The 19,964-nt window shown below is 55.3% G+C and carries 16 protein-coding genes and 4 tRNA genes; all 20 read left to right on the forward strand.

What is annotated here, in order from left to right; translation table 11 throughout:
• Window positions 1-235 precede the first annotated feature (235 nt).
• The 20 genes from birA (at window position 236) to rpsJ (ending at window position 19,960) form a co-directional block, all read left to right on the forward strand.
• Window positions 236-1,195, forward strand: a complete 960-nt coding sequence (birA, locus tag CQ002_RS19865; RefSeq protein ID WP_098467452.1) for a bifunctional biotin--[acetyl-CoA-carboxylase] ligase/biotin operon repressor BirA — start codon at window positions 236-238, stop codon at window positions 1,193-1,195.
• A complete protein-coding gene (locus CQ002_RS19870; protein ID WP_098467451.1) occupies window positions 1,185-1,934 on the forward strand; it encodes a pantothenate kinase in 750 nt (249 codons plus the stop codon). Before birA ends, CQ002_RS19870 begins: the two co-directional genes overlap by 11 nt.
• 7 nt (window positions 1,935-1,941) lie before the next feature.
• Window positions 1,942-2,388: a hypothetical protein gene (locus CQ002_RS19875; protein ID WP_034109570.1), complete on the forward strand. Its 447-nt coding sequence runs from the start codon at window positions 1,942-1,944 to the stop codon at window positions 2,386-2,388.
• A gap of 143 nt (window positions 2,389-2,531) precedes the next feature.
• Window positions 2,532-2,616 (forward strand) — tRNA-Tyr (locus tag CQ002_RS19880).
• Window positions 2,617-2,640: 24 nt separating this feature from the next.
• Window positions 2,641-2,714: transfer RNA gene (locus tag CQ002_RS19885), tRNA-Gly, on the forward strand.
• Window positions 2,715-2,739: 25 nt separating this feature from the next.
• Window positions 2,740-2,815 (forward strand) — tRNA-Thr (locus tag CQ002_RS19890).
• 158 nt (window positions 2,816-2,973) lie between these two features.
• Window positions 2,974-3,049, forward strand: a tRNA-Trp gene (locus tag CQ002_RS19895).
• Window positions 3,050-3,094: 45 nt separating this feature from the next.
• Entirely contained in the window at window positions 3,095-3,463 is a 369-nt protein-coding gene (gene secE / locus CQ002_RS19900; protein ID WP_003194658.1) for a preprotein translocase subunit SecE, read from the forward strand.
• Window positions 3,464-3,472: 9 nt separating this feature from the next.
• Window positions 3,473-4,006, forward strand: a complete 534-nt coding sequence (gene nusG / locus CQ002_RS19905) for a transcription termination/antitermination protein NusG (RefSeq protein ID WP_003176436.1) — start codon at window positions 3,473-3,475, stop codon at window positions 4,004-4,006.
• Between the two features lie 117 nt (window positions 4,007-4,123).
• Window positions 4,124-4,555, forward strand: a complete 432-nt coding sequence (rplK, locus tag CQ002_RS19910; RefSeq protein WP_003176435.1) for a 50S ribosomal protein L11 — start codon at window positions 4,124-4,126, stop codon at window positions 4,553-4,555.
• Complete coding sequence (rplA, locus tag CQ002_RS19915; protein ID WP_003176434.1) at window positions 4,555-5,250, forward strand: 50S ribosomal protein L1; 696 nt, start codon at window positions 4,555-4,557, stop codon at window positions 5,248-5,250. Before rplK ends, rplA begins: the two co-directional genes overlap by 1 nt.
• A gap of 199 nt (window positions 5,251-5,449) precedes the next feature.
• Complete coding sequence (gene rplJ / locus CQ002_RS19920; RefSeq protein WP_016969477.1) at window positions 5,450-5,950, forward strand: 50S ribosomal protein L10; 501 nt, start codon at window positions 5,450-5,452, stop codon at window positions 5,948-5,950.
• A gap of 78 nt (window positions 5,951-6,028) precedes the next feature.
• On the forward strand, window positions 6,029-6,394 hold the full coding sequence (rplL, locus tag CQ002_RS19925) for a 50S ribosomal protein L7/L12 (RefSeq protein WP_034109568.1): 366 nt from the start codon (window positions 6,029-6,031) through the stop codon (window positions 6,392-6,394).
• 219 nt (window positions 6,395-6,613) lie between these two features.
• Window positions 6,614-10,687, forward strand: coding sequence for a DNA-directed RNA polymerase subunit beta (gene rpoB / locus CQ002_RS19930; protein ID WP_034109566.1), 4,074 nt, complete (start codon window positions 6,614-6,616; stop codon window positions 10,685-10,687).
• A 64-nt stretch (window positions 10,688-10,751) separates the two neighbouring features.
• Complete coding sequence (rpoC, locus tag CQ002_RS19935) at window positions 10,752-14,951, forward strand: DNA-directed RNA polymerase subunit beta' (RefSeq protein ID WP_034109564.1); 4,200 nt, start codon at window positions 10,752-10,754, stop codon at window positions 14,949-14,951.
• Between the two features lie 217 nt (window positions 14,952-15,168).
• Window positions 15,169-15,540, forward strand: coding sequence for a 30S ribosomal protein S12 (gene rpsL / locus CQ002_RS19940; protein ID WP_002555494.1), 372 nt, complete (start codon window positions 15,169-15,171; stop codon window positions 15,538-15,540).
• Between the two features lie 118 nt (window positions 15,541-15,658).
• The gene (gene rpsG / locus CQ002_RS19945) at window positions 15,659-16,129 is read left to right on the forward strand and encodes a 30S ribosomal protein S7 (RefSeq protein ID WP_002555493.1); all 471 of its coding nucleotides are present in this window, start codon (window positions 15,659-15,661) and stop codon (window positions 16,127-16,129) included.
• A 30-nt stretch (window positions 16,130-16,159) separates the two neighbouring features.
• Window positions 16,160-18,265: an elongation factor G gene (fusA, locus tag CQ002_RS19950; protein WP_034109562.1), complete on the forward strand. Its 2,106-nt coding sequence runs from the start codon at window positions 16,160-16,162 to the stop codon at window positions 18,263-18,265.
• 30 nt (window positions 18,266-18,295) lie between these two features.
• Window positions 18,296-19,489: an elongation factor Tu gene (gene tuf / locus CQ002_RS19955; RefSeq protein WP_025857206.1), complete on the forward strand. Its 1,194-nt coding sequence runs from the start codon at window positions 18,296-18,298 to the stop codon at window positions 19,487-19,489.
• A 159-nt stretch (window positions 19,490-19,648) separates the two neighbouring features.
• Window positions 19,649-19,960, forward strand: coding sequence for a 30S ribosomal protein S10 (gene rpsJ / locus CQ002_RS19960; protein ID WP_003186070.1), 312 nt, complete (start codon window positions 19,649-19,651; stop codon window positions 19,958-19,960).
• Window positions 19,961-19,964 lie beyond the last annotated feature (4 nt).

The following is a 19,964-nucleotide window of genomic DNA, read 5'->3' on the forward strand; positions in this document are numbered from 1 at the left end:
CAGTGAAACGATGCATCGCCGATGGTAGTGTGGGGTTTCCCCATGTGAGAGTAGGTCATCGTCAAGATTAAATTCCAGAACCCCTGTTTGCTAACGCAAACAGGGGTTTTGTTTTGGGTGGTCGAAAAGTTCGTAAAGGCTCATTGGCCCGTCCTTCAATGCTAAAGTCCGGCGTTTCTATGCAATGACCCTGCGCATGGCTATCATGCGTGCCTCATTGTGAGGCGATACTTGCATGCTGACGTTGTTAAAACTTCTGAAAGATGGCCGGTTTCATTCCGGAGAAGCACTTGGCGCCGCCCTTGGTGTCAGTCGCAGTGCTGTCTGGAAACAGCTCCAGCACCTTGAGGCTGAGTTGAATCTGCCCATCCATAAGGTTCGGGGCAAGGGGTACCAGTTGGCGTCACCGCTGGTGTTCTTGAGTGCTGAGGATATTGCGCTGCACGCACCCTCGTTGGCATGGCCTGTTCATATATCTGATTCCATTGACTCCACGAATGCCGAAGCCTTGCGTCTTGTTGATGCGGGTTGCGCGGCGCCGTTCCTGGTGCTTGCTGAACAGCAAACAGCGGGAAGAGGCAGAAGAGGGCGGAAGTGGGTCAGCCCTTTTGCGCAAAACGTTTATTACAGTCTTGTATTGCGTATTGAGGCTGGTCTTCGGCAATTGGAGGGGCTAAGCCTCGTCGTAGGTTTGGCGGTCATGCAGGCCTTGCGCGAGTCGGGTGTGCGGGGGGCTGGGCTGAAGTGGCCAAACGATGTCCTGGTCGGGCAGAAGAAGATCGCCGGAATTTTGCTGGAGTTGGTAGGGGACCCTGCTGATATCTGTCACGTTGTCCTCGGAATAGGTATCAATGTGAATATGCAGAGAGCTGACGAAGTAGACCAGCAATGGACTTCGGTGCAGCTTGAGACCGGCTTTCCGGTTGATCGCAACGCGTTAGTGGCGCAGCTGGGGCTGCAGTTGCAAGGCTACCTTGATCAGCATCGCAAGGGCGGTTTTGTCGCGCTTCAAGAGGAGTGGGAGCAGAATCACGCATGGCAGGGGCGGCCGGTGTCTCTTATAGCGGGTGTTAACCAGGTTGATGGGGTCGTGCTGGGTGTAGACCGTCAGGGGGCATTGCGCTTGGACGTCGATGGCGTTGAGAAAATTTACAGTGGCGGAGAGTTAAGCCTGAGGTTGCGTGATGATTCTTGAGCTCGACTGTGGGAATAGCTTTATCAAATGGCGTGTGCTCGAGTCGGAAAAGGCGAGCGCTTCGGCGGAGGGGGTTGTTGGTTCGGATCTGGCGTTGATTGAAAGCCTGGTAGCGCTTCCTGGGTTGTTACTGACGCGCTGCCGATTGGTGAGCGTTCGCGCCTTGGAAGAAACAAGCAAGCTGGTTGCGACCCTGCATGAGGCTTTCGGCATTGCTGTTTCGTGTGCTGCTCCCGCACGAGAGATAGCTGGGGTGCGCAACGGCTACGAAGATTTCGAGCGTCTGGGGCTTGATCGCTGGTTGGCGATGCTTGGTGGGTTCAAGCTGGCGCGCGGCGCTTGTCTGGTGCTTGATTTTGGCACGGCAGCCACAGCAGATTTTATTGCGGCGGACGGCGAGCATCTGGGTGGGTTCATTTGCCCAGGTATGCCTCTCATGCGCAACCAACTGCGAACCCACACGCGCAAGATACGCTATGACGACGCCGCCGCTGAAAGGGCGCTCGAGCGCCTCTCCCCGGGTCGTACCACCGTAGAGGCGGTGGAGCGTGGCTGCACGCTGATGCTGAGAGGGTTTGTACTGACTCAGTTAGAGTTGGCGAGAAGCTATTGGGGGGATGACTTCACCGTGTTCCTGACCGGAGGAGACGCTGATCTGGTGACGGATGCAGTGCCGCAGGCGCGACTCGTTCCTGACCTGGTATTTGTCGGCTTGGCGATGGCTTGCCCTTTGTCCTGAGGTGATTATGCGTTGGCTGTTTTTGCTTCTACTTGTTCTCAACGCCTTCTACTACATTTGGCATCAACAAGAAGCGCCGTTGCGCGCTAAAGATGTCACGCCCCTGAGCCTTTACAAAGGCTCACAGCAGGACATTCGCCTGCTCAGTGAGTCCTCTGACGCTGTGGTGCGCCGAGATCGCGCAAAAGCGTCAGAGACGCAAAGCACTTGCCTGTACATCGGTGGCTTTGCGGATCTGCGCCAGGCTCAGTCTGTTGAGCAACGGCTCACGAGCCTGGATATAAAGGTCAAGGTTCAATTGTTGAATACTGCGGATGCCTCGGGCTACTGGCTCCGCGTAGCCCCCGAAAGTCGACGCCTTGCTGACGATCTGCCCTTTGAAAACCTTGCTAAGGAATTCAATGAGTTAAAACATAAAATAATGTTGTGCGAAGGCGTTGCAACTCTCGAATAGTTTGCATAGAATGGCGCCCGCTTCGCAGTGAAGACCTTCAAGGTCAACAAGGTGAAGCGAAGGTCAATGCAGCTAACCTCATATTTTTAAATGAGAAAATGCTTGACAGAAGGCCGGCGTAATGTAAAATGCCGGCTCGCTTAGGAGGGGTTCCCGAGCGGCCAAAGGGATCAGACTGTAAATCTGACGTCTACGACTTCGAAGGTTCGAATCCTTCCCCCTCCACCATTTTTAGCGTGAGCTGCAAGCTCCGCGGGTATAGTTTAGTGGTAGAACCTCAGCCTTCCAAGCTGATGATGCGGGTTCGATTCCCGCTACCCGCTCCAAGTTTGCAGGTTGTGCAGGTGTTTTGCTCTTGTAGCTCAGTTGGTAGAGCACACCCTTGGTAAGGGTGAGGTCAGCGGTTCAAATCCGCTCAAGAGCTCCATATAACAAGGCAGATATGAAAATATCTGCCTTTGTTTTAGCAGCTACCTCGGCTTGATGGTGTTGCGCCTGGTCTTGTAGGGCGATTTCAAGTCTAGTGGGGTTGGTTGTTGTAAAGTCTTTTTCAGGCCTGCATAATGGTCGGCCTGATTTTGTTTTAGGTCAGTAGCTCAATTGGCAGAGCGACGGTCTCCAAAACCGTAGGTTGGGGGTTCGATTCCCTCCTGACCTGCCAGATTCACGTGGTGTGTCTGGCTTTCTTTTCACAGGATCTTCATAGATGACTCCTAAGGCTGAAGCTCAAAGCTCTCGTTTCGATCTGGTCAAGTGGCTCGCTGTAGTCGCCTTGGTGGTCGTAGGCGTTGTTGGCAATCAGTACTATTCTGCTTCGCCGATCCTGTACCGCGTACTCGCTTTGCTTGCCCTTGCTGCTGTAGCTGCCTTTGTAGGCCTGCAGACTGCCAAAGGCAAGTCTTTCGCGGTCCTGGTAAAGGAAGCTCGCACCGAAATCCGTAAAGTCGTTTGGCCGACTCGCCAAGAAACCACGCAGACCACGTTGATCGTTGTGGCTGTTGTACTGGTTATGGCGTTGCTGTTGTGGGGGCTTGATTCCCTGCTCGGCTGGCTTGTTTCCTTGATTGTTGGCTAAGGGTGTCCCGTGGCTAAGCGTTGGTACGTTGTGCATGCTTACTCGGGTTACGAGAAGCATGTTATGCGCTCTTTGCTAGAGCGCGTAAAGCTGGCAGGCATGGAAGATGGCTTCGGCGAAATTCTGGTTCCCACTGAAGAAGTGGTTGAAATGCGGAATGGCCAGAAGCGCAAAAGCGAACGCAAGTTCTTCCCTGGCTATGTGCTGGTTCAGATGGACATGAATGAAGGTACTTGGCACTTGGTCAAGGACACTCCTCGTGTCATGGGTTTCATTGGCGGTACTGCTGATAAGCCTGCTCCTATCACCGACAAAGAGGCGGAAGCGATTCTGCGTCGTGTTGCTGATGGTAGCGACAAGCCTAAGCCGAAGACGCTCTTCGAGCCGGGTGAGGTTGTTCGTGTCACAGATGGTCCGTTTGCTGATTTCAACGGTACTGTCGAAGAAGTTAACTACGAAAAGAGCCGGATCCAAGTGGCAGTGCTCATTTTCGGTCGCTCTACTCCGGTAGAGTTGGAGTTCAGCCAGGTCGAGAAGGTCTAGCTGAGCAAGCATCCCAACCCCGCAGCCTTAGGCTGTGGGGTTTTGTCGTCACTGGGATAAACGCGCAAGTAACCGGGGAGCCTTTCGAGGCGCTTGAACCCGTAATTGGAGTGCCTCATGGCCAAGAAGATTACCGCTTACATCAAGCTGCAAGTGAAGGCCGCTCAGGCCAACCCTAGCCCACCCGTCGGTCCAGCTCTGGGTCAGCACGGCGTGAACATCATGGAATTCTGCAAGGCCTTCAACGCCCGTACTCAGGGTCTTGAGCCAGGTCTGCCGACTCCAGTGATCATCACTGTATACAGCGACCGTAGCTTCACTTTCGAAACCAAGTCGACCCCGGCATCGGTTCTGTTGAAGAAAGCTGCTGGTCTGACTAGCGGTTCCGCTCGTCCGAACACCGTTAAGGTTGGCACCGTGACTCGTGCTCAGCTGGAAGAAATCGCGAAAACCAAAAACGCGGATCTGACTGCAGCTGATATGGATGCAGCCGTGCGTACCATCGCCGGTTCTGCTCGTAGCATGGGCCTTAACGTGGAGGGTGTGTAATGGCTAAGCTGACCAAGCGCCAAAAGGCTATCGCCGGCAAAATCGAAGCGGGCAAGTCCTACAACTTTGTAGACGCCGCCGCCCTGCTGACCGAGCTGTCGACTGTCAAGTTCAGCGAGTCCGTTGACGTTGCTGTGAACCTGGGTGTTGACCCACGTAAATCCGACCAGGTCGTTCGTAGCGCAACTGTGCTGCCACACGGTACTGGCAAGACTGTACGTGTAGCTGTCTTCACCCAAGGCCCGGCAGCTGAAGCTGCTCTGGCCGCCGGCGCTGATCGCGTTGGCATGGACGACCTGGCTGCCGAAATGAAAGGCGGCGACCTGAACTACGACGTAGTTATTGCTTCCCCGGATGCAATGCGCGTTGTAGGTCAGTTGGGTCAGATCCTGGGTCCACGTGGCCTGATGCCTAACCCGAAAGTCGGCACCGTAACGCCAGACGTAGCTACCGCGGTTAAAAACGCCAAGGCTGGTCAGGTTCGTTATCGCACCGACAAAAACGGCATCATTCACACCTCCGTTGGCAAAGTCGGCTTCGATGCCGTCAAGCTGAAGGAAAACGTTGAAGCCCTGATCGCTGATCTGAAGCGTATCAAGCCAGCTTCCTCGAAAGGTATCTACGTCAAGCGCGTTACCCTGAGCACCACTATGGGCCCAGGTCTGGTCATCGACCAAGGTTCGCTCGACGTATAAGACACAGGTTGGCGTGAGAGATTACGTCAATTGAAAAAATTGGGGTCCCTGCCTGGCGGGGGCTATCCAAGACCGTAGGCGACGCAAGTCTTAAACCACAAGCCTACGCAGATGGTGCTCCCGGTTCCTTACCGAATCAGACACCAAAACGACATCCGGCTCCGGCCAGATGAAACGGTAACAAGCAGGAGTTAAACCCGTGGCAATTAATCTCGAAGACAAGAAGGCCATCGTCGCTGAAGTCAACGAGGCTGCCAAAGCTGCTCTGTCCGCTGTCGTGGCTGATGCCCGTGGTGTGACAGTAGGCGCTATGACCGGACTCCGTAAAGAGGCTCGTGAAGCTGGCGTATACGTACGTGTTGTACGTAACACCCTGCTCAAGCGCGCTGTTGCTGACACTGAATACAGTGTTCTCAACGACGTGTTCACCGGCCCGACTCTGATCGCGTTCTCCAAAGAACATCCAGGCGCTGCTGCCCGTTTGTTCAAAGAATTCGCCAAGAGTCAGGATAAGTTCGAGATCAAGGCAGCTGCGTTCGAGGGCAAGTTCCTCGCAGCTAACCAAATCGACGTACTGGCAACACTGCCGACCCGCGACGAAGCCATTTCGCAGCTGATGAGCGTGATTCAAGGCGCTACCAGCAAGCTGGCTCGTACTCTGGCCGCAGTTCGCGAGCAAAAAGAAGCCGCCGCAGCCTAAGGCTGAGCGACTTCTCTCGCGTATTTTTGTTTATTTCGATGGCCGAGTAGGCCGTCCCCCAATTCAGGAAATACAGCAATGTCTATCTCCCAAGACGATATCCTCAACGCCGTAGCTGAAATGTCGGTTCTGCAGGTTGTTGAGCTGATCAAAGCTTTCGAAGAAAAATTCGGCGTTTCCGCTGCCGCTGCTTCCGCTGGCCCAGCTGCTGCTGCTGCCGTTGTTGAAGAGCAAACCGAATTCAACGTCATGCTGACCGAAGCTGGCGAGAAGAAAGTAAACGTGATCAAGGCAGTACGTGAACTGACCGGTCTGGGCCTGAAAGAAGCCAAGGCTGTAGTTGACGGCGCTCCTGCCCTGGTTCTGGAAGCTGTTGCCAAAGACGCAGCTGACAAAGCCAAAGCTACTCTGGAAGAAGCAGGCGCTAAAGTCGAGCTGAAGTAAGCATCGACCTTGCGTCTCCAGCCCAAGCGTTAAGCTGAAGGCTGATGGCTGGTGGCTCTTGCCACCGGCCTTTTTCCGTTCTTGGCTGTCGACTCGGTCGCCGCCATTAACGCGCTGTAGCCACCCGAAGCGGTGGTGCAAACCATGGGGTTTGCAAGATTTTCTGGCTGCTCCCGTCGGAGGGGCCAAACAAGCAGGTGACCAAGCTGGGGAACGCTGATGGCTTACTCATATACTGAGAAAAAACGTATCCGCAAGGACTTTAGCAAGTTGCCGGACGTCATGGATGTCCCGTACCTTCTGGCTATCCAGCTGGATTCGTATCGTGAATTCTTGCAGGCGGGAGCGACCAAAGATCAGTTCCGCGACGTGGGCCTGCATGCGGCCTTCAAATCCGTTTTCCCGATCATCAGCTACTCCGGCAATGCTGCGCTGGAGTACGTGGGTTATCGCCTGGGCGAACCGGCATTTGATGTCAAAGAATGCGTGTTGCGCGGTGTTACGTACGCCGTACCTTTGCGGGTAAAAGTCCGCCTGATCATTTTCGACAAAGAATCGTCGAACAAAGCGATCAAGGACATCAAAGAGCAAGAAGTCTACATGGGCGAAATCCCATTGATGACTGAGAACGGTACCTTCGTTATCAACGGTACCGAGCGTGTGATCGTTTCCCAGCTGCACCGTTCCCCGGGCGTGTTCTTCGACCACGACCGCGGCAAGACGCACAGCTCCGGCAAGCTCCTGTACTCCGCGCGGATCATTCCGTACCGTGGTTCGTGGTTGGACTTCGAGTTCGACCCGAAAGACTGCGTGTTCGTGCGTATCGACCGTCGTCGCAAGCTGCCGGCCTCGGTACTGCTGCGCGCGCTCGGCTATACCACTGAGCAAGTGCTGGACGCCTTCTACACCACCAACGTATTCAGCCTGAAGGATGAAACCCTCAAGCTGGAGCTGATCGCTTCGCGTCTGCGTGGTGAAATTGCCGTCCTGGACATCCAGGATGAAAAAGGCAAGGTCATTGTTGAAGCTGGCCGTCGTATCACTGCGCGCCACATCAACCAGATCGAAAAAGCCGGTATCAAGGAACTGGAAGTGCCTCTGGACTACGTCCTGGGTCGCACTACCGCCAAGGTCATCGTTCACCCGGCTACAGGCGAAATCCTGGCTGAGTGCAACACCGAGCTGAACACCGAGATCCTGGCCAAAATCGCCAAGGCCCAGGTTGTTCGTATCGAGACCCTGTACACCAACGACATCGACTGCGGTCCGTTCATCTCCGACACACTGAAGATCGACTCCACCAGCAACCAATTGGAAGCGCTGGTCGAGATCTATCGCATGATGCGTCCTGGCGAGCCACCGACCAAAGACGCTGCCGAAACCCTGTTCAACAACCTGTTCTTCAGCCCTGAGCGCTATGACCTGTCTGCGGTCGGCCGGATGAAGTTCAACCGTCGTATCGGTCGTACCGAGATCGAAGGTTCGGGCGTGTTGTGCAAGGAAGATATCGTTGCGGTCCTGAAGACCCTGGTCGACATCCGTAACGGCAAAGGCATCGTCGATGACATCGACCACCTGGGTAACCGTCGTGTTCGCTGCGTAGGCGAAATGGCCGAGAACCAGTTCCGCGTTGGCCTGGTACGTGTTGAGCGTGCGGTCAAAGAGCGTCTGTCGATGGCTGAAAGCGAAGGCCTGATGCCGCAAGACCTGATCAACGCCAAGCCAGTGGCTGCGGCGGTGAAAGAGTTCTTTGGTTCCAGCCAGCTTTCCCAGTTCATGGACCAGAACAACCCGCTCTCCGAGATCACCCACAAGCGCCGTGTATCCGCACTGGGCCCGGGCGGTCTGACCCGTGAGCGTGCTGGCTTTGAAGTTCGTGACGTACACCCGACGCACTATGGTCGTGTTTGCCCGATCGAAACGCCGGAAGGTCCGAACATCGGTCTGATCAACTCCCTGGCCGCTTATGCGCGCACCAACCAGTACGGCTTCCTCGAGAGCCCGTACCGCGTGGTGAAAGACGCTCTGGTCACCGACGAGATCGTATTCCTGTCCGCCATCGAAGAAGCAGATCACGTGATCGCTCAGGCTTCGGCCACGATGAACGACAAGAAAGTCCTGATCGACGAACTGGTAGCTGTTCGTCACCTGAACGAGTTCACCGTCAAGGCGCCGGAAGACGTCACCTTGATGGACGTTTCGCCGAAGCAGGTAGTTTCGGTTGCAGCGTCGCTGATCCCGTTCCTGGAGCACGATGACGCCAACCGTGCGTTGATGGGTTCCAACATGCAGCGTCAAGCTGTACCCACCCTGCGCGCTGACAAGCCGCTGGTAGGTACCGGCATGGAGCGTAACGTAGCTCGTGACTCCGGCGTTTGCGTCGTGGCTCGTCGTGGCGGCGTGATCGATTCTGTGGATGCTAGCCGTATCGTGGTTCGTGTTGCCGATGACGAAGTAGAAACTGGCGAAGCCGGTGTCGACATCTACAACCTGACCAAATACACCCGCTCGAACCAGAACACCTGCATTAACCAGCGTCCGCTGGTGAGCAAGGGTGATCGCGTTCAGCGCAGCGACATCATGGCTGACGGCCCGTCCACCGACATGGGTGAACTGGCGCTGGGTCAGAACATGCGCATCGCGTTCATGGCGTGGAACGGCTTCAACTTCGAAGACTCCATCTGCCTGTCCGAGCGTGTTGTTCAGGAAGACCGTTTCACCACGATCCACATTCAGGAACTGACCTGTGTGGCCCGTGACACCAAGCTTGGGCCAGAGGAAATCACTGCAGACATCCCGAACGTGGGTGAAGCTGCACTGAACAAGCTGGACGAAGCCGGTATCGTTTACGTAGGTGCTGAAGTAGGCGCGGGCGACATCCTGGTTGGTAAGGTCACTCCGAAAGGCGAGACCCAGCTGACTCCGGAAGAGAAGCTGTTGCGCGCGATCTTCGGTGAAAAAGCCAGCGACGTTAAAGACACCTCCCTGCGCGTACCTACCGGTACCAAAGGTACTGTCATCGACGTACAGGTCTTCACCCGTGACGGCGTTGAGCGTGATGCTCGTGCACTGTCCATCGAGAAGACCCAGCTCGACGAGATCCGCAAGGACCTCAACGAAGAGTTCCGTATCGTTGAAGGTGCGACCTTCGAACGTCTGCGTTCCGCCCTGGTAGGCCATAAGGCCGAAGGTGGCGCAGGCCTGAAGAAAGGTCAGGACATCACCGACGAAGTCCTCGACGGTCTTGAGCACGGCCAGTGGTTCAAACTGCGCATGGCTGAAGATGCTCTGAACGAGCAGCTCGAGAAGGCCCAGGCCTACATCGTTGATCGTCGCCGTCTGCTGGACGACAAGTTCGAAGACAAGAAGCGCAAACTGCAGCAGGGCGATGACCTGGCTCCAGGCGTGCTGAAAATCGTCAAGGTTTACCTGGCAATCCGTCGCCGCATCCAGCCGGGCGACAAGATGGCCGGTCGTCACGGTAACAAAGGTGTGGTCTCTGTGATCATGCCGGTTGAAGACATGCCGCACGATGCCAATGGCACCCCGGTCGACGTCGTCCTCAACCCGTTGGGCGTACCTTCGCGTATGAACGTTGGTCAGATCCTTGAAACCCACCTGGGCCTCGCGGCCAAAGGTCTGGGCGAGAAGATCAACCGTATGATCGAAGAGCAGCGCAAGGTCGCAGACCTGCGTAAGTTCCTGCACGAGATCTACAACGAGATCGGCGGTCGCAACGAAGAGCTGGACACCTTCTCCGACCAGGAAATCCTGGACCTGGCGAAGAACCTGCGCGGCGGCGTTCCGATGGCTACCCCGGTGTTCGACGGTGCCAAGGAAAGCGAAATCAAGGCCATGCTGAAACTGGCAGACCTGCCAGAAAGCGGCCAGATGCAGCTGTTCGACGGACGTACCGGCAACAAGTTTGAGCGCCCGGTTACTGTTGGCTACATGTACATGCTGAAGCTGAACCACTTGGTAGACGACAAGATGCACGCTCGTTCTACCGGTTCGTACAGCCTGGTTACCCAGCAGCCGCTGGGTGGTAAGGCTCAGTTCGGTGGTCAGCGTTTCGGGGAGATGGAGGTCTGGGCACTGGAAGCATACGGTGCTGCTTACACTCTGCAAGAAATGCTCACAGTGAAGTCGGACGATGTGAACGGTCGGACCAAGATGTACAAAAACATCGTGGACGGCGATCACCGTATGGAGCCGGGCATGCCCGAGTCTTTCAACGTGTTGATCAAAGAAATTCGTTCCCTCGGCATCGATATCGATCTGGAAACCGAATAACACGTGACGCGAATCGAGAGCGGGGCTGTTTAGCCCGCTCTCTGCTCCGCCAGGAGGAAAGGCCTTGAAAGACCTACTGAATTTGCTGAAAAACCAGGGTCAAGTCGAAGAGTTCGACGCCATCCGTATTGGGTTGGCATCGCCTGAGATGATCCGTTCGTGGTCGTTCGGTGAAGTTAAAAAGCCGGAAACCATCAACTACCGTACGTTCAAACCCGAGCGTGACGGCCTGTTCTGCGCCAAGATCTTTGGCCCGGTTAAGGATTACGAGTGCCTGTGCGGTAAGTACAAGCGCTTGAAGCACCGTGGTGTGATCTGCGAGAAGTGCGGCGTTGAAGTTGCACTGGCCAAGGTTCGTCGTGAGCGTATGGCGCACATCGAACTGGCTTCGCCGGTTGCCCACATCTGGTTCCTGAAATCGCTGCCGTCCCGTATCGGCTTGCTGATGGACATGACCCTGCGTGATATCGAACGCGTTCTCTACTTCGAGAGCTATGTCGTTATCGATCCAGGCATGACCACCCTTGAAAAAGGCCAGCTGCTGAACGACGAGCAGTACTTCGAAGCGCTGGAAGAGTTCGGCGACGATTTCGATGCCCGCATGGGTGCCGAAGCTGTCCGCGAACTGCTGCACGCTATCGACCTGGAACACGAGATTGGCCGTCTGCGTGAAGAAATTCCGCAAACCAACTCCGAAACCAAGATCAAGAAGCTGTCCAAGCGTCTGAAGTTGATGGAGGCCTTCCAGGGCTCCGGCAACCTGCCAGAGTGGATGGTGCTGACCGTTCTGCCGGTTCTGCCGCCAGACCTGCGTCCGCTGGTACCGTTGGACGGTGGTCGTTTCGCGACTTCCGACCTCAACGACCTGTACCGTCGCGTGATCAACCGTAACAACCGCTTGAAGCGCCTGCTTGATCTGTCCGCTCCGGACATCATCGTGCGCAACGAAAAGCGTATGTTGCAAGAAGCTGTCGATGCCTTGCTCGACAACGGTCGTCGTGGCCGCGCTATCACCGGTTCGAACAAGCGTCCTCTGAAATCCCTGGCTGACATGATCAAGGGTAAGCAAGGTCGTTTCCGTCAGAACTTGCTCGGTAAGCGTGTTGACTACTCCGGTCGTTCGGTAATTACCGTAGGCCCGACCCTGCGTCTGCACCAGTGCGGTCTGCCTAAGAAGATGGCACTTGAGCTGTTCAAGCCATTCATCTTCGGCAAGCTGGAAATGCGCGGTCTCGCGACCACTATCAAAGCGGCCAAGAAAATGGTCGAGCGCGAACTGCCAGAGGTTTGGGACGTTCTCGCTGAAGTGATCCGCGAACACCCGGTTCTCCTCAACCGTGCACCGACCCTTCACCGTCTGGGCATCCAGGCGTTTGAACCAGTACTGATCGAAGGTAAGGCTATCCAGCTGCACCCGCTGGTCTGTGCTGCGTACAACGCCGACTTCGACGGCGACCAAATGGCCGTGCACGTACCGCTGACACTGGAAGCCCAGTTGGAAGCGCGCGCGTTGATGATGTCGACCAACAACATTCTGTCGCCAGCCAACGGTGAGCCAATCATCGTTCCGTCGCAGGACGTTGTATTGGGTCTGTACTACATGACTCGTGAAGCGATCAACGCCAAGGGCGAAGGTCGTGTGTTCGCTGACCTGCAAGAAGTTGACCGTGTGTTCCGTGCCGGCGAAGCCGCACTGCACGCCAAGGTCAAAGTGCGGATCAACGAAACCGTCAACGACCGTGATGGCGGCAGCGTGACCAACACTCGTATCGTCGACACGACTGTCGGCCGTGCGCTGTTGTATCAAGTTGTGCCGAAAGGTCTGTCGTACGACGTCGTCAACCTGCCGATGAAGAAAAAGGCGATCTCCAAGCTGATCAACCAGTGCTACCGCGTGGTTGGTTTGAAAGAGACCGTTATCTTCGCTGACCAGTTGATGTACACCGGTTTTGCTTACTCGACCATTTCCGGCGTTTCCATCGGTGTTAACGACTTCGTTATCCCGGATGAAAAAGCCCGCATCATCGGTGCAGCCACCGACGAAGTGAAAGAAATCGAAAGCCAGTACGCCTCCGGCCTGGTAACCCAGGGCGAGAAGTACAACAAAGTAATCGACCTTTGGTCGAAGGCGAACGACGAAGTTTCCAAGGCGATGATGGCCAACCTCTCGAAAGAGAAAGTCATCGACCGTCACGGTGACGAAGTTGATCAAGAGTCCTTCAACTCGATGTACATGATGGCCGACTCGGGCGCACGGGGTTCTGCCGCGCAGATCCGTCAGCTCGCCGGTATGCGTGGCCTGATGGCCAAGCCGGACGGTTCCATCATCGAAACGCCGATTACTGCGAACTTCCGTGAAGGTTTGAGCGTACTTCAGTACTTCATCTCGACTCACGGTGCTCGTAAAGGTCTGGCGGATACCGCGTTGAAAACCGCTAACTCCGGTTACCTGACTCGTCGTCTGGTAGACGTTGCACAAGATCTGGTCGTGACCGAGATCGATTGCGGCACCGAGCATGGCCTGCTGATGACTCCGCACATTGAAGGCGGTGACGTTGTAGAGCCGCTGGGTGAGCGCGTATTGGGTCGTGTCATTGCCCGTGACGTATTCAAGCCAGGTACCGAGGAAGTTATCGTTCCTGCCGGCACCCTGGTCGACGAGAAGTGGGTCGAGTTCATCGAACTCAACAGCATCGACGAAGTGATTGTTCGCTCGCCGATCAGCTGCGAAACCCGCTACGGTATCTGCGCCAAGTGCTACGGCCGTGACTTGGCTCGTGGTCACCAGGTGAACATCGGTGAAGCGGTCGGCGTTATCGCTGCCCAGTCCATCGGTGAGCCGGGTACCCAGCTGACCATGCGTACGTTCCACATCGGTGGTGCGGCAAGCCGGACCTCCGCAGCTGACAGTGTTCAGGTGAAGAATGGCGGTACGGTCCGTCTGCACAACCTCAAGCACGTTGAGCGAGTGGATGGCCACCTGGTTGCTGTGTCCCGTTCCGGTGAGCTGGCAATCGCTGATGACTACGGTCGTGAGCGTGAGCGTTACAAGCTGCCGTACGGTGCTGTGATTTCGGTTAAAGAAGGTGACAAGGTCGACGCTGGCGCAATCGTGGCCAAGTGGGATCCGCACACTCACCCAATCGTTACCGAAATGAAAGGTACCGTGACCTACGTGGGCATGGAAGAGGGCATCACGATCAAGCGTCAGACTGACGAATTGACCGGTATGACCAACATTGAAGTACTCGACGCCAAAGATCGTCCAGCTGCCGGTAAAGACATCCGTCCTGCCGTGAAGATGGTTGATGACAACGGCAAGGATCTGTTGCTGCCAGGCACTGACGTAATCGCTCAGTACTTCCTGCCAGCCAACGCCCTGGTCGGTGTAGCGGATGGTGCGAAGATCGCGATCGGTGATGTTATCGCGCGTATCCCGCAAGAAACTTCGAAAACCCGTGACATCACCGGTGGTCTGCCGCGTGTTGCCGACTTGTTCGAAGCGCGTCGTCCGAAAGAAGCGTCGATTCTGGCTGAAGTCAGCGGCACCATCGCGTTCGGTAAAGAAACCAAGGGCAAGCGCCGTCTGGTTATTACCCCGAACGACGGTAGCGATCCGTATGAAGAGCTGATTCCGAAGTGGCGTCACCTGAACGTGTTCGAAGGCGAACAGGTAAACCGCGGCGAAGTTATCTCCGACGGTCCGAGCGATCCACACGACATCCTGCGTCTGCTGGGTGTGAGTGCGCTGGCCAAGTACATCGTTAACGAGATCCAGGACGTTTACCGCCTGCAAGGCGTGAAGATCAACGATAAGCACATCGAGACCATCCTGCGTCAGATGCTGCGTAAAGTTGAAATCGCTGAATCCGGCGATTCCAGTTTCATCAAGGGCGACCAGATGGAACTGACTCACGTACTGGTGGAAAACGAGCGCCTGGCGAACGAAGAGAAATTCGTTTCCAAGTTCACTCGCGTGCTGCTGGGTATCACCAAGGCGTCGTTGTCGACTGAATCGTTCATCTCGGCGGCCTCCTTCCAGGAGACCACTCGCGTACTGACCGAAGCAGCGGTAACCGGCAAGCGCGATTACTTGCGCGGCCTGAAAGAAAACGTGGTTGTGGGTCGTCTGATCCCAGCCGGTACCGGTTTGGCTTACCACAGCGAGCGCAAGCGCCGCCGTGATGCTGACAAGCCGTTGCGCGTAAGCGCCAGTGAAGTGGAAGCTGCACTGACCGAAGCGCTGAACTCAAGCGGTAACTGAGTTCTGCGATAAATAAGTCTGGGCCCTGGCAGCCCCCATTCGTCGGATCGAGGCATTTTTGCCCCGGTTCGATGAGAGGGGAGGTCGGGGCCTTGCCTTGACTGGGGACAAGATCCTCTTTAGACTCTTGTACCCCTAAATTTGGCGGGAATTCGTTCCTGCCATTTTGCTTTTCTTGCAAGACAATAGCGTCGCAAGACAACAGTGGAGCTAGTAGATGGCAACTATCAACCAGCTGGTACGTCAGCCGCGTAAGCGTATCGTCGAGAAATCCGACGTACCTGCGCTGCAGAACTGCCCGCAACGTCGTGGCGTATGCACTCGCGTGTATACCACTACGCCGAAAAAACCTAACTCGGCACTGCGTAAAGTATGCCGTGTGCGCCTGACCAACGGTTTCGAGGTTTCCTCGTACATCGGTGGTGAAGGTCACAACCTGCAAGAGCACAGCGTGGTATTGATCCGCGGCGGTCGTGTAAAAGACTTGCCAGGTGTTCGTTACCACACCGTACGCGGCTCCTTGGATACTTCCGGCGTTAAAGGTCGTAACCAGGGTCGTTCGAAGTACGGTACCAAGAAGCCTAAGTAGTAGCGGCTTTTTGTAAAACTGAATCATCTTATTTTCTGAGTCGATAAGAGTAAGGTCGGAGGCGTCCCGAAAGGGCACCGATTCCGAGCGAACCTGAAGACCGTTTGAGGGCTTATCCATGCCAAGAAGACGCGTAGCAGCCAAGCGCGAAGTGCTTGACGATCCAAAATACGGAAGCCAAATTCTGGCCAAGTTCATGAACCACGTGATGGAAAGCGGCAAGAAAGCCGTTGCCGAGCGTATCGTTTATGGCGCGCTGGAAAAGGTTAAAGAACGCAAGAACAGCGACCCCCTGGAAATCTTCGAGAAAGCTCTCGACGCCATCGCTCCGCTGGTCGAAGTGAAGTCGCGCCGTGTAGGCGGTGCTACTTACCAGGTTCCGGTTGAAGTTCGTCCGTCCCGTCGTAACGCTCTGGCAATGCGCTGGTTGGTAGACTTCGCCCGTAAGCGCGGCGAGAAGTCTATGGCTCTGCGTTTGGCTGGCGAACTGTTGGACGCTGCTGAAGGTAAAGGTGCTGCTGTTAAGAAGCGTGAAGACGTGCACCGTATGGCTGAAGCTAACAAAGCTTTCTCGCACTACCGCTTCTAATCTTAGCTTCACTAATTTTGCGAGGGCTTTATGGCTCGTACTACTCCGATTAGCCGCTACCGTAACATCGGTATCGTTGCTCACGTGGATGCTGGTAAAACCACCACCACCGAGCGCGTACTGTTTTACACCGGCAAAAGTCACAAAATGGGCGAGGTGCATGATGGCGCCGCGACCACAGACTGGATGGTTCAGGAGCAGGAGCGTGGTATTACCATTACTTCTGCTGCTATTACCGCCTTCTGGAAAGGTTCCGAGAAGCAGTACAAAGACGAGCATCGCTTCAACGTAATCGATACCCCGGGCCACGTAGACTTCACCATTGAAGTTGAGCGTTCCCTGCGTGTACTCGACGGCGCTGTCGTTGTGTTCTGCGGTACTTCGGGTGTTGAGCCTCAGTCGGAAACCGTATGGCGTCAAGCCAACAAATACGGCGTTCCACGTCTTGTTTACGTAAACAAGATGGACCGTGCTGGTGCCAACTTCCTGCGCGTGATCGGCCAGATCAAGCAGCGTCTGGGTCACACCCCGGTGCCAATCCAATTGGCTATCGGTTCCGAAGACAACTTCCAAGGTCAGATCGACCTGATCAACATGGAAGCTGTTTACTGGAATGACGCTGACAAAGGTATGGTTCCTGTTCGTAAGCCTATCCCTGAAGAACTGCAGGAACTGGCTGACGAGTGGCGTAACAACATGGTTGAGGCTGCTGCCGAAGCCAGCGAAGAGCTGATGAACAAGTACCTCGAAGGTGAAGAACTCACCAACGTGGAAATCAAGGCCGCTCTGCGTCAGCGTACTATCGCTGGTGAGATCGTCTTGGCTGTTTGCGGTTCTTCCTTCAAGAACAAGGGTGTTCCCCTGGTTCTCGACGCCGTTATCGACTACCTGCCTGCTCCAACCGACATTCCTGCTATCAAGGGTACCAACCCTGATAACGAGGAAGAAGAGATGGAGCGTCACGCCGATGACAGCGAGCCGTTCTCGGCTCTGGCGTTCAAGATCGCTACTGACCCATTCGTGGGTACTTTGACCTTCGTCCGCGTTTACTCGGGCGTGTTGGCCTCCGGCGACGGCGTGATCAACTCGGTTAAAGGCAAGAAAGAGCGCGTGGGTCGTATGGTGCAAATGCACGCAAACGCCCGTGAAGAGATCAAGGAAGTACGCGCTGGTGACATCGCGGCCCTGATCGGCATGAAGGACGTCACCACTGGTGAGACTTTGTGCGACGCTGCCAAGCCAATCATCCTGGTTCGCATGGACTTCCCGGAGCCGGTTATTTCGGTTGCCGTAGAGCCTAAGACCAAGGATGACCAGGAAAAAATGGGTATCGCTCTGGGCAAACTTGCTCAGGAAGATCCATCTTTCCGCGTCAAGACTGATGAAGAGACTGGTCAAACGATCATCTCCGGCATGGGCGAGCTGCACCTGGACATCCTGGTTGACCGGATGCGCCGTGAGTTCAACGTCGAAGCCAACATCGGTAAGCCTCAGGTTTCCTATCGTGAGCGCATCACGAAGAACTGTGAAATCGAAGGCAAGTTCGTTCGTCAGTCCGGCGGTCGTGGTCAGTTCGGTCACTGCTGGATCCGTTTTGCTCCTGCTGACGAAGGTCAGGAAGGTCTGCAATTCGTGAACGAAGTAGTAGGTGGTGTTGTTCCTAAGGAATACATCCCTGCTATCCAGAAGGGTATCGAAGAGCAGATGAAGAACGGTGTTGTTGCCGGCTATCCGCTGATCGGCCTGAAAGCAACCGTTTTTGACGGTTCTTACCACGACGTCGACTCCAACGAGATGGCGTTTAAGGTGGCTGCTTCCATGGCAACCAAGCAACTGGCCCAGAAGGGCGGTGGTGAGTTGCTTGAGCCAATCATGGCGGTAGAAGTTGTTACACCTGAAGACTATATGGGTGATGTCATGGGCGACCTTAACCGTCGTCGCGGCATGATCTTGGGTATGGAAGACACGGTTTCCGGCAAAGTGATTCGCGCCGAGGTTCCGTTGGGTGAGATGTTCGGTTACGCGACCGACGTTCGCTCCATGTCCCAGGGTCGCGCAAGCTACTCTATGGAATTCAAAAAATACAACACAGCTCCGGCGCACATCGCTGAAACTGTATCCAAAAAACAAGGCTGATTCAGTCCTTTAGGCAAGGAGTTAATTGTCGTGGCTAAAGAAAAATTTGATCGTTCCCTACCGCACGTAAACGTTGGCACCATCGGCCACGTTGACCACGGTAAAACCACTCTGACCGCTGCTCTGACTCGCGTCTGCTCCGAAGTTTTCGGTTCGGCTCGTGTTGACTTCGACAAGATCGACAGCGCACCAGAAGAAAAAGCTCGTGGTATCACCATCAACACCGCGCACGTTGAGTACAACTCGACTATTCGTCACTACGCTCACGTTGACTGCCCAGGTCACGCTGACTACGTGAAGAACATGATCACTGGTGCTGCCCAGATGGACGGCGCTATCCTGGTTTGCTCGGCCGCTGATGGTCCGATGCCACAAACCCGTGAGCACATCCTGCTGTCCCGTCAGGTAGGCGTTCCGTACATCGTGGTTTTCCTGAACAAGGCTGACCTGGTAGACGACGCTGAGCTGCTGGAACTGGTTGAGATGGAAGTGCGCGATCTGCTGAGCACTTACGACTTCCCAGGCGACGACACTCCGATCATCATCGGTTCTGCTCGTATGGCTCTGGAAGGTAACGACGAAAACGAAATGGGCACCACTGCCGTTCGTAAACTGGTTGAAACCCTGGATACCTACATCCCAGAACCAGTTCGTCTGACCGACAAGCCGTTCCTGATGCCAATCGAAGACGTATTCTCGATCTCCGGTCGTGGTACTGTTGTGACTGGTCGTATCGAGCGCGGTATCGTTCGCGTTCAGGATCCACTGGAAATCGTTGGTCTGCGTGACACCACCGTCACCACCTGCACCGGTGTTGAAATGTTCCGCAAACTGCTCGACGAAGGTCGTGCTGGCGAGAACTGCGGCGTTCTGCTGCGTGGTACCAAGCGTGACGACGTTGAGCGTGGCCAGGTTCTGGTTAAGCCGGGTTCGGTTAAGCCGCACACCAAGTTCACCGCAGAAGTTTACGTTCTGAGCAAAGAAGAAGGCGGCCGTCACACTCCGTTCTTCAAAGGCTACCGTCCACAGTTCTACTTCCGTACTACTGACGTGACCGGTAACTGCGAACTGCCAGAAGGCGTTGAAATGGTAATGCCAGGCGATAACATTCAAATGACTGTTACCCTGATCAAAACCATCGCAATGGAAGACGGTCTGCGCTTCGCTATCCGTGAAGGCGGCCGTACCGTTGGTGCTGGCGTTGTAGCTAAAATCATCGAGTAATTATCTCTTCTGAGATAGCTCGGTTTTTTTGAGAAGGCCCCCGCTCAGCGGGGGCCTTTTTTATTGGGTTGACACCTATCTGGGGCGTCTATAGAATTGCGCCTCCTTTTAACGGGCGTATTGCGCTCGCTGGGAATAGCAGCCGGAGTCTGAAATCCAATGCAAAATCAGCAAATCCGTATCAGGTTGAAGGCTTTTGACCATCGCCTGATCGACCAATCCACCCAGGAAATCGTGGAAACCGCGAAACGTACTGGTGCTCAAGTGCGTGGTCCAATTCCACTGCCTACCCGTAAAGAGCGGTTCACCGTTCTGGTCTCCCCGCACGTCAACAAAGACGCGCGTGACCAGTACGAGATCCGTACTCATAAGCGCGTACTGGACATCGTCCAGCCAACGGATAAAACCGTTGATGCACTTATGAAGCTCGATCTGGCGGCCGGTGTGGAAGTACAGATCAGCCTCGGCTAAGACT

Source organism: Pseudomonas sp. MYb13 (assembly GCF_002980075.1).
GTDB lineage: Bacteria > Pseudomonadota > Gammaproteobacteria > Pseudomonadales > Pseudomonadaceae > Aquipseudomonas > Aquipseudomonas lurida.

Bases quoted from the DNA above. Each gene is read 5' to 3' on its own strand.
- birA (WP_098467452.1), top strand. From the start codon at position 236: ATGCTGACGTTGTTAAAACTTCTGAAAGATGGCCGGTTTCATTCCGGA.
- CQ002_RS19870 (WP_098467451.1), top strand. From the start codon at position 1,185: ATGATTCTTGAGCTCGACTGTGGGAATAGCTTTATCAAATGGCGTGTG.
- CQ002_RS19875 (WP_034109570.1), top strand. From the start codon at position 1,942: ATGCGTTGGCTGTTTTTGCTTCTACTTGTTCTCAACGCCTTCTACTAC.
- secE (WP_003194658.1), top strand. From the start codon at position 3,095: ATGACTCCTAAGGCTGAAGCTCAAAGCTCTCGTTTCGATCTGGTCAAG.
- rplK (WP_003176435.1), top strand. From the start codon at position 4,124: ATGGCCAAGAAGATTACCGCTTACATCAAGCTGCAAGTGAAGGCCGCT.
- rplA (WP_003176434.1), top strand. From the start codon at position 4,555: ATGGCTAAGCTGACCAAGCGCCAAAAGGCTATCGCCGGCAAAATCGAA.
- rplL (WP_034109568.1), top strand. From the start codon at position 6,029: ATGTCTATCTCCCAAGACGATATCCTCAACGCCGTAGCTGAAATGTCG.
- rpoB (WP_034109566.1), top strand. From the start codon at position 6,614: ATGGCTTACTCATATACTGAGAAAAAACGTATCCGCAAGGACTTTAGC.
- rpsL (WP_002555494.1), top strand. From the start codon at position 15,169: ATGGCAACTATCAACCAGCTGGTACGTCAGCCGCGTAAGCGTATCGTC.
- rpsG (WP_002555493.1), top strand. From the start codon at position 15,659: ATGCCAAGAAGACGCGTAGCAGCCAAGCGCGAAGTGCTTGACGATCCA.
- fusA (WP_034109562.1), top strand. From the start codon at position 16,160: ATGGCTCGTACTACTCCGATTAGCCGCTACCGTAACATCGGTATCGTT.
- rpsJ (WP_003186070.1), top strand. From the start codon at position 19,649: ATGCAAAATCAGCAAATCCGTATCAGGTTGAAGGCTTTTGACCATCGC.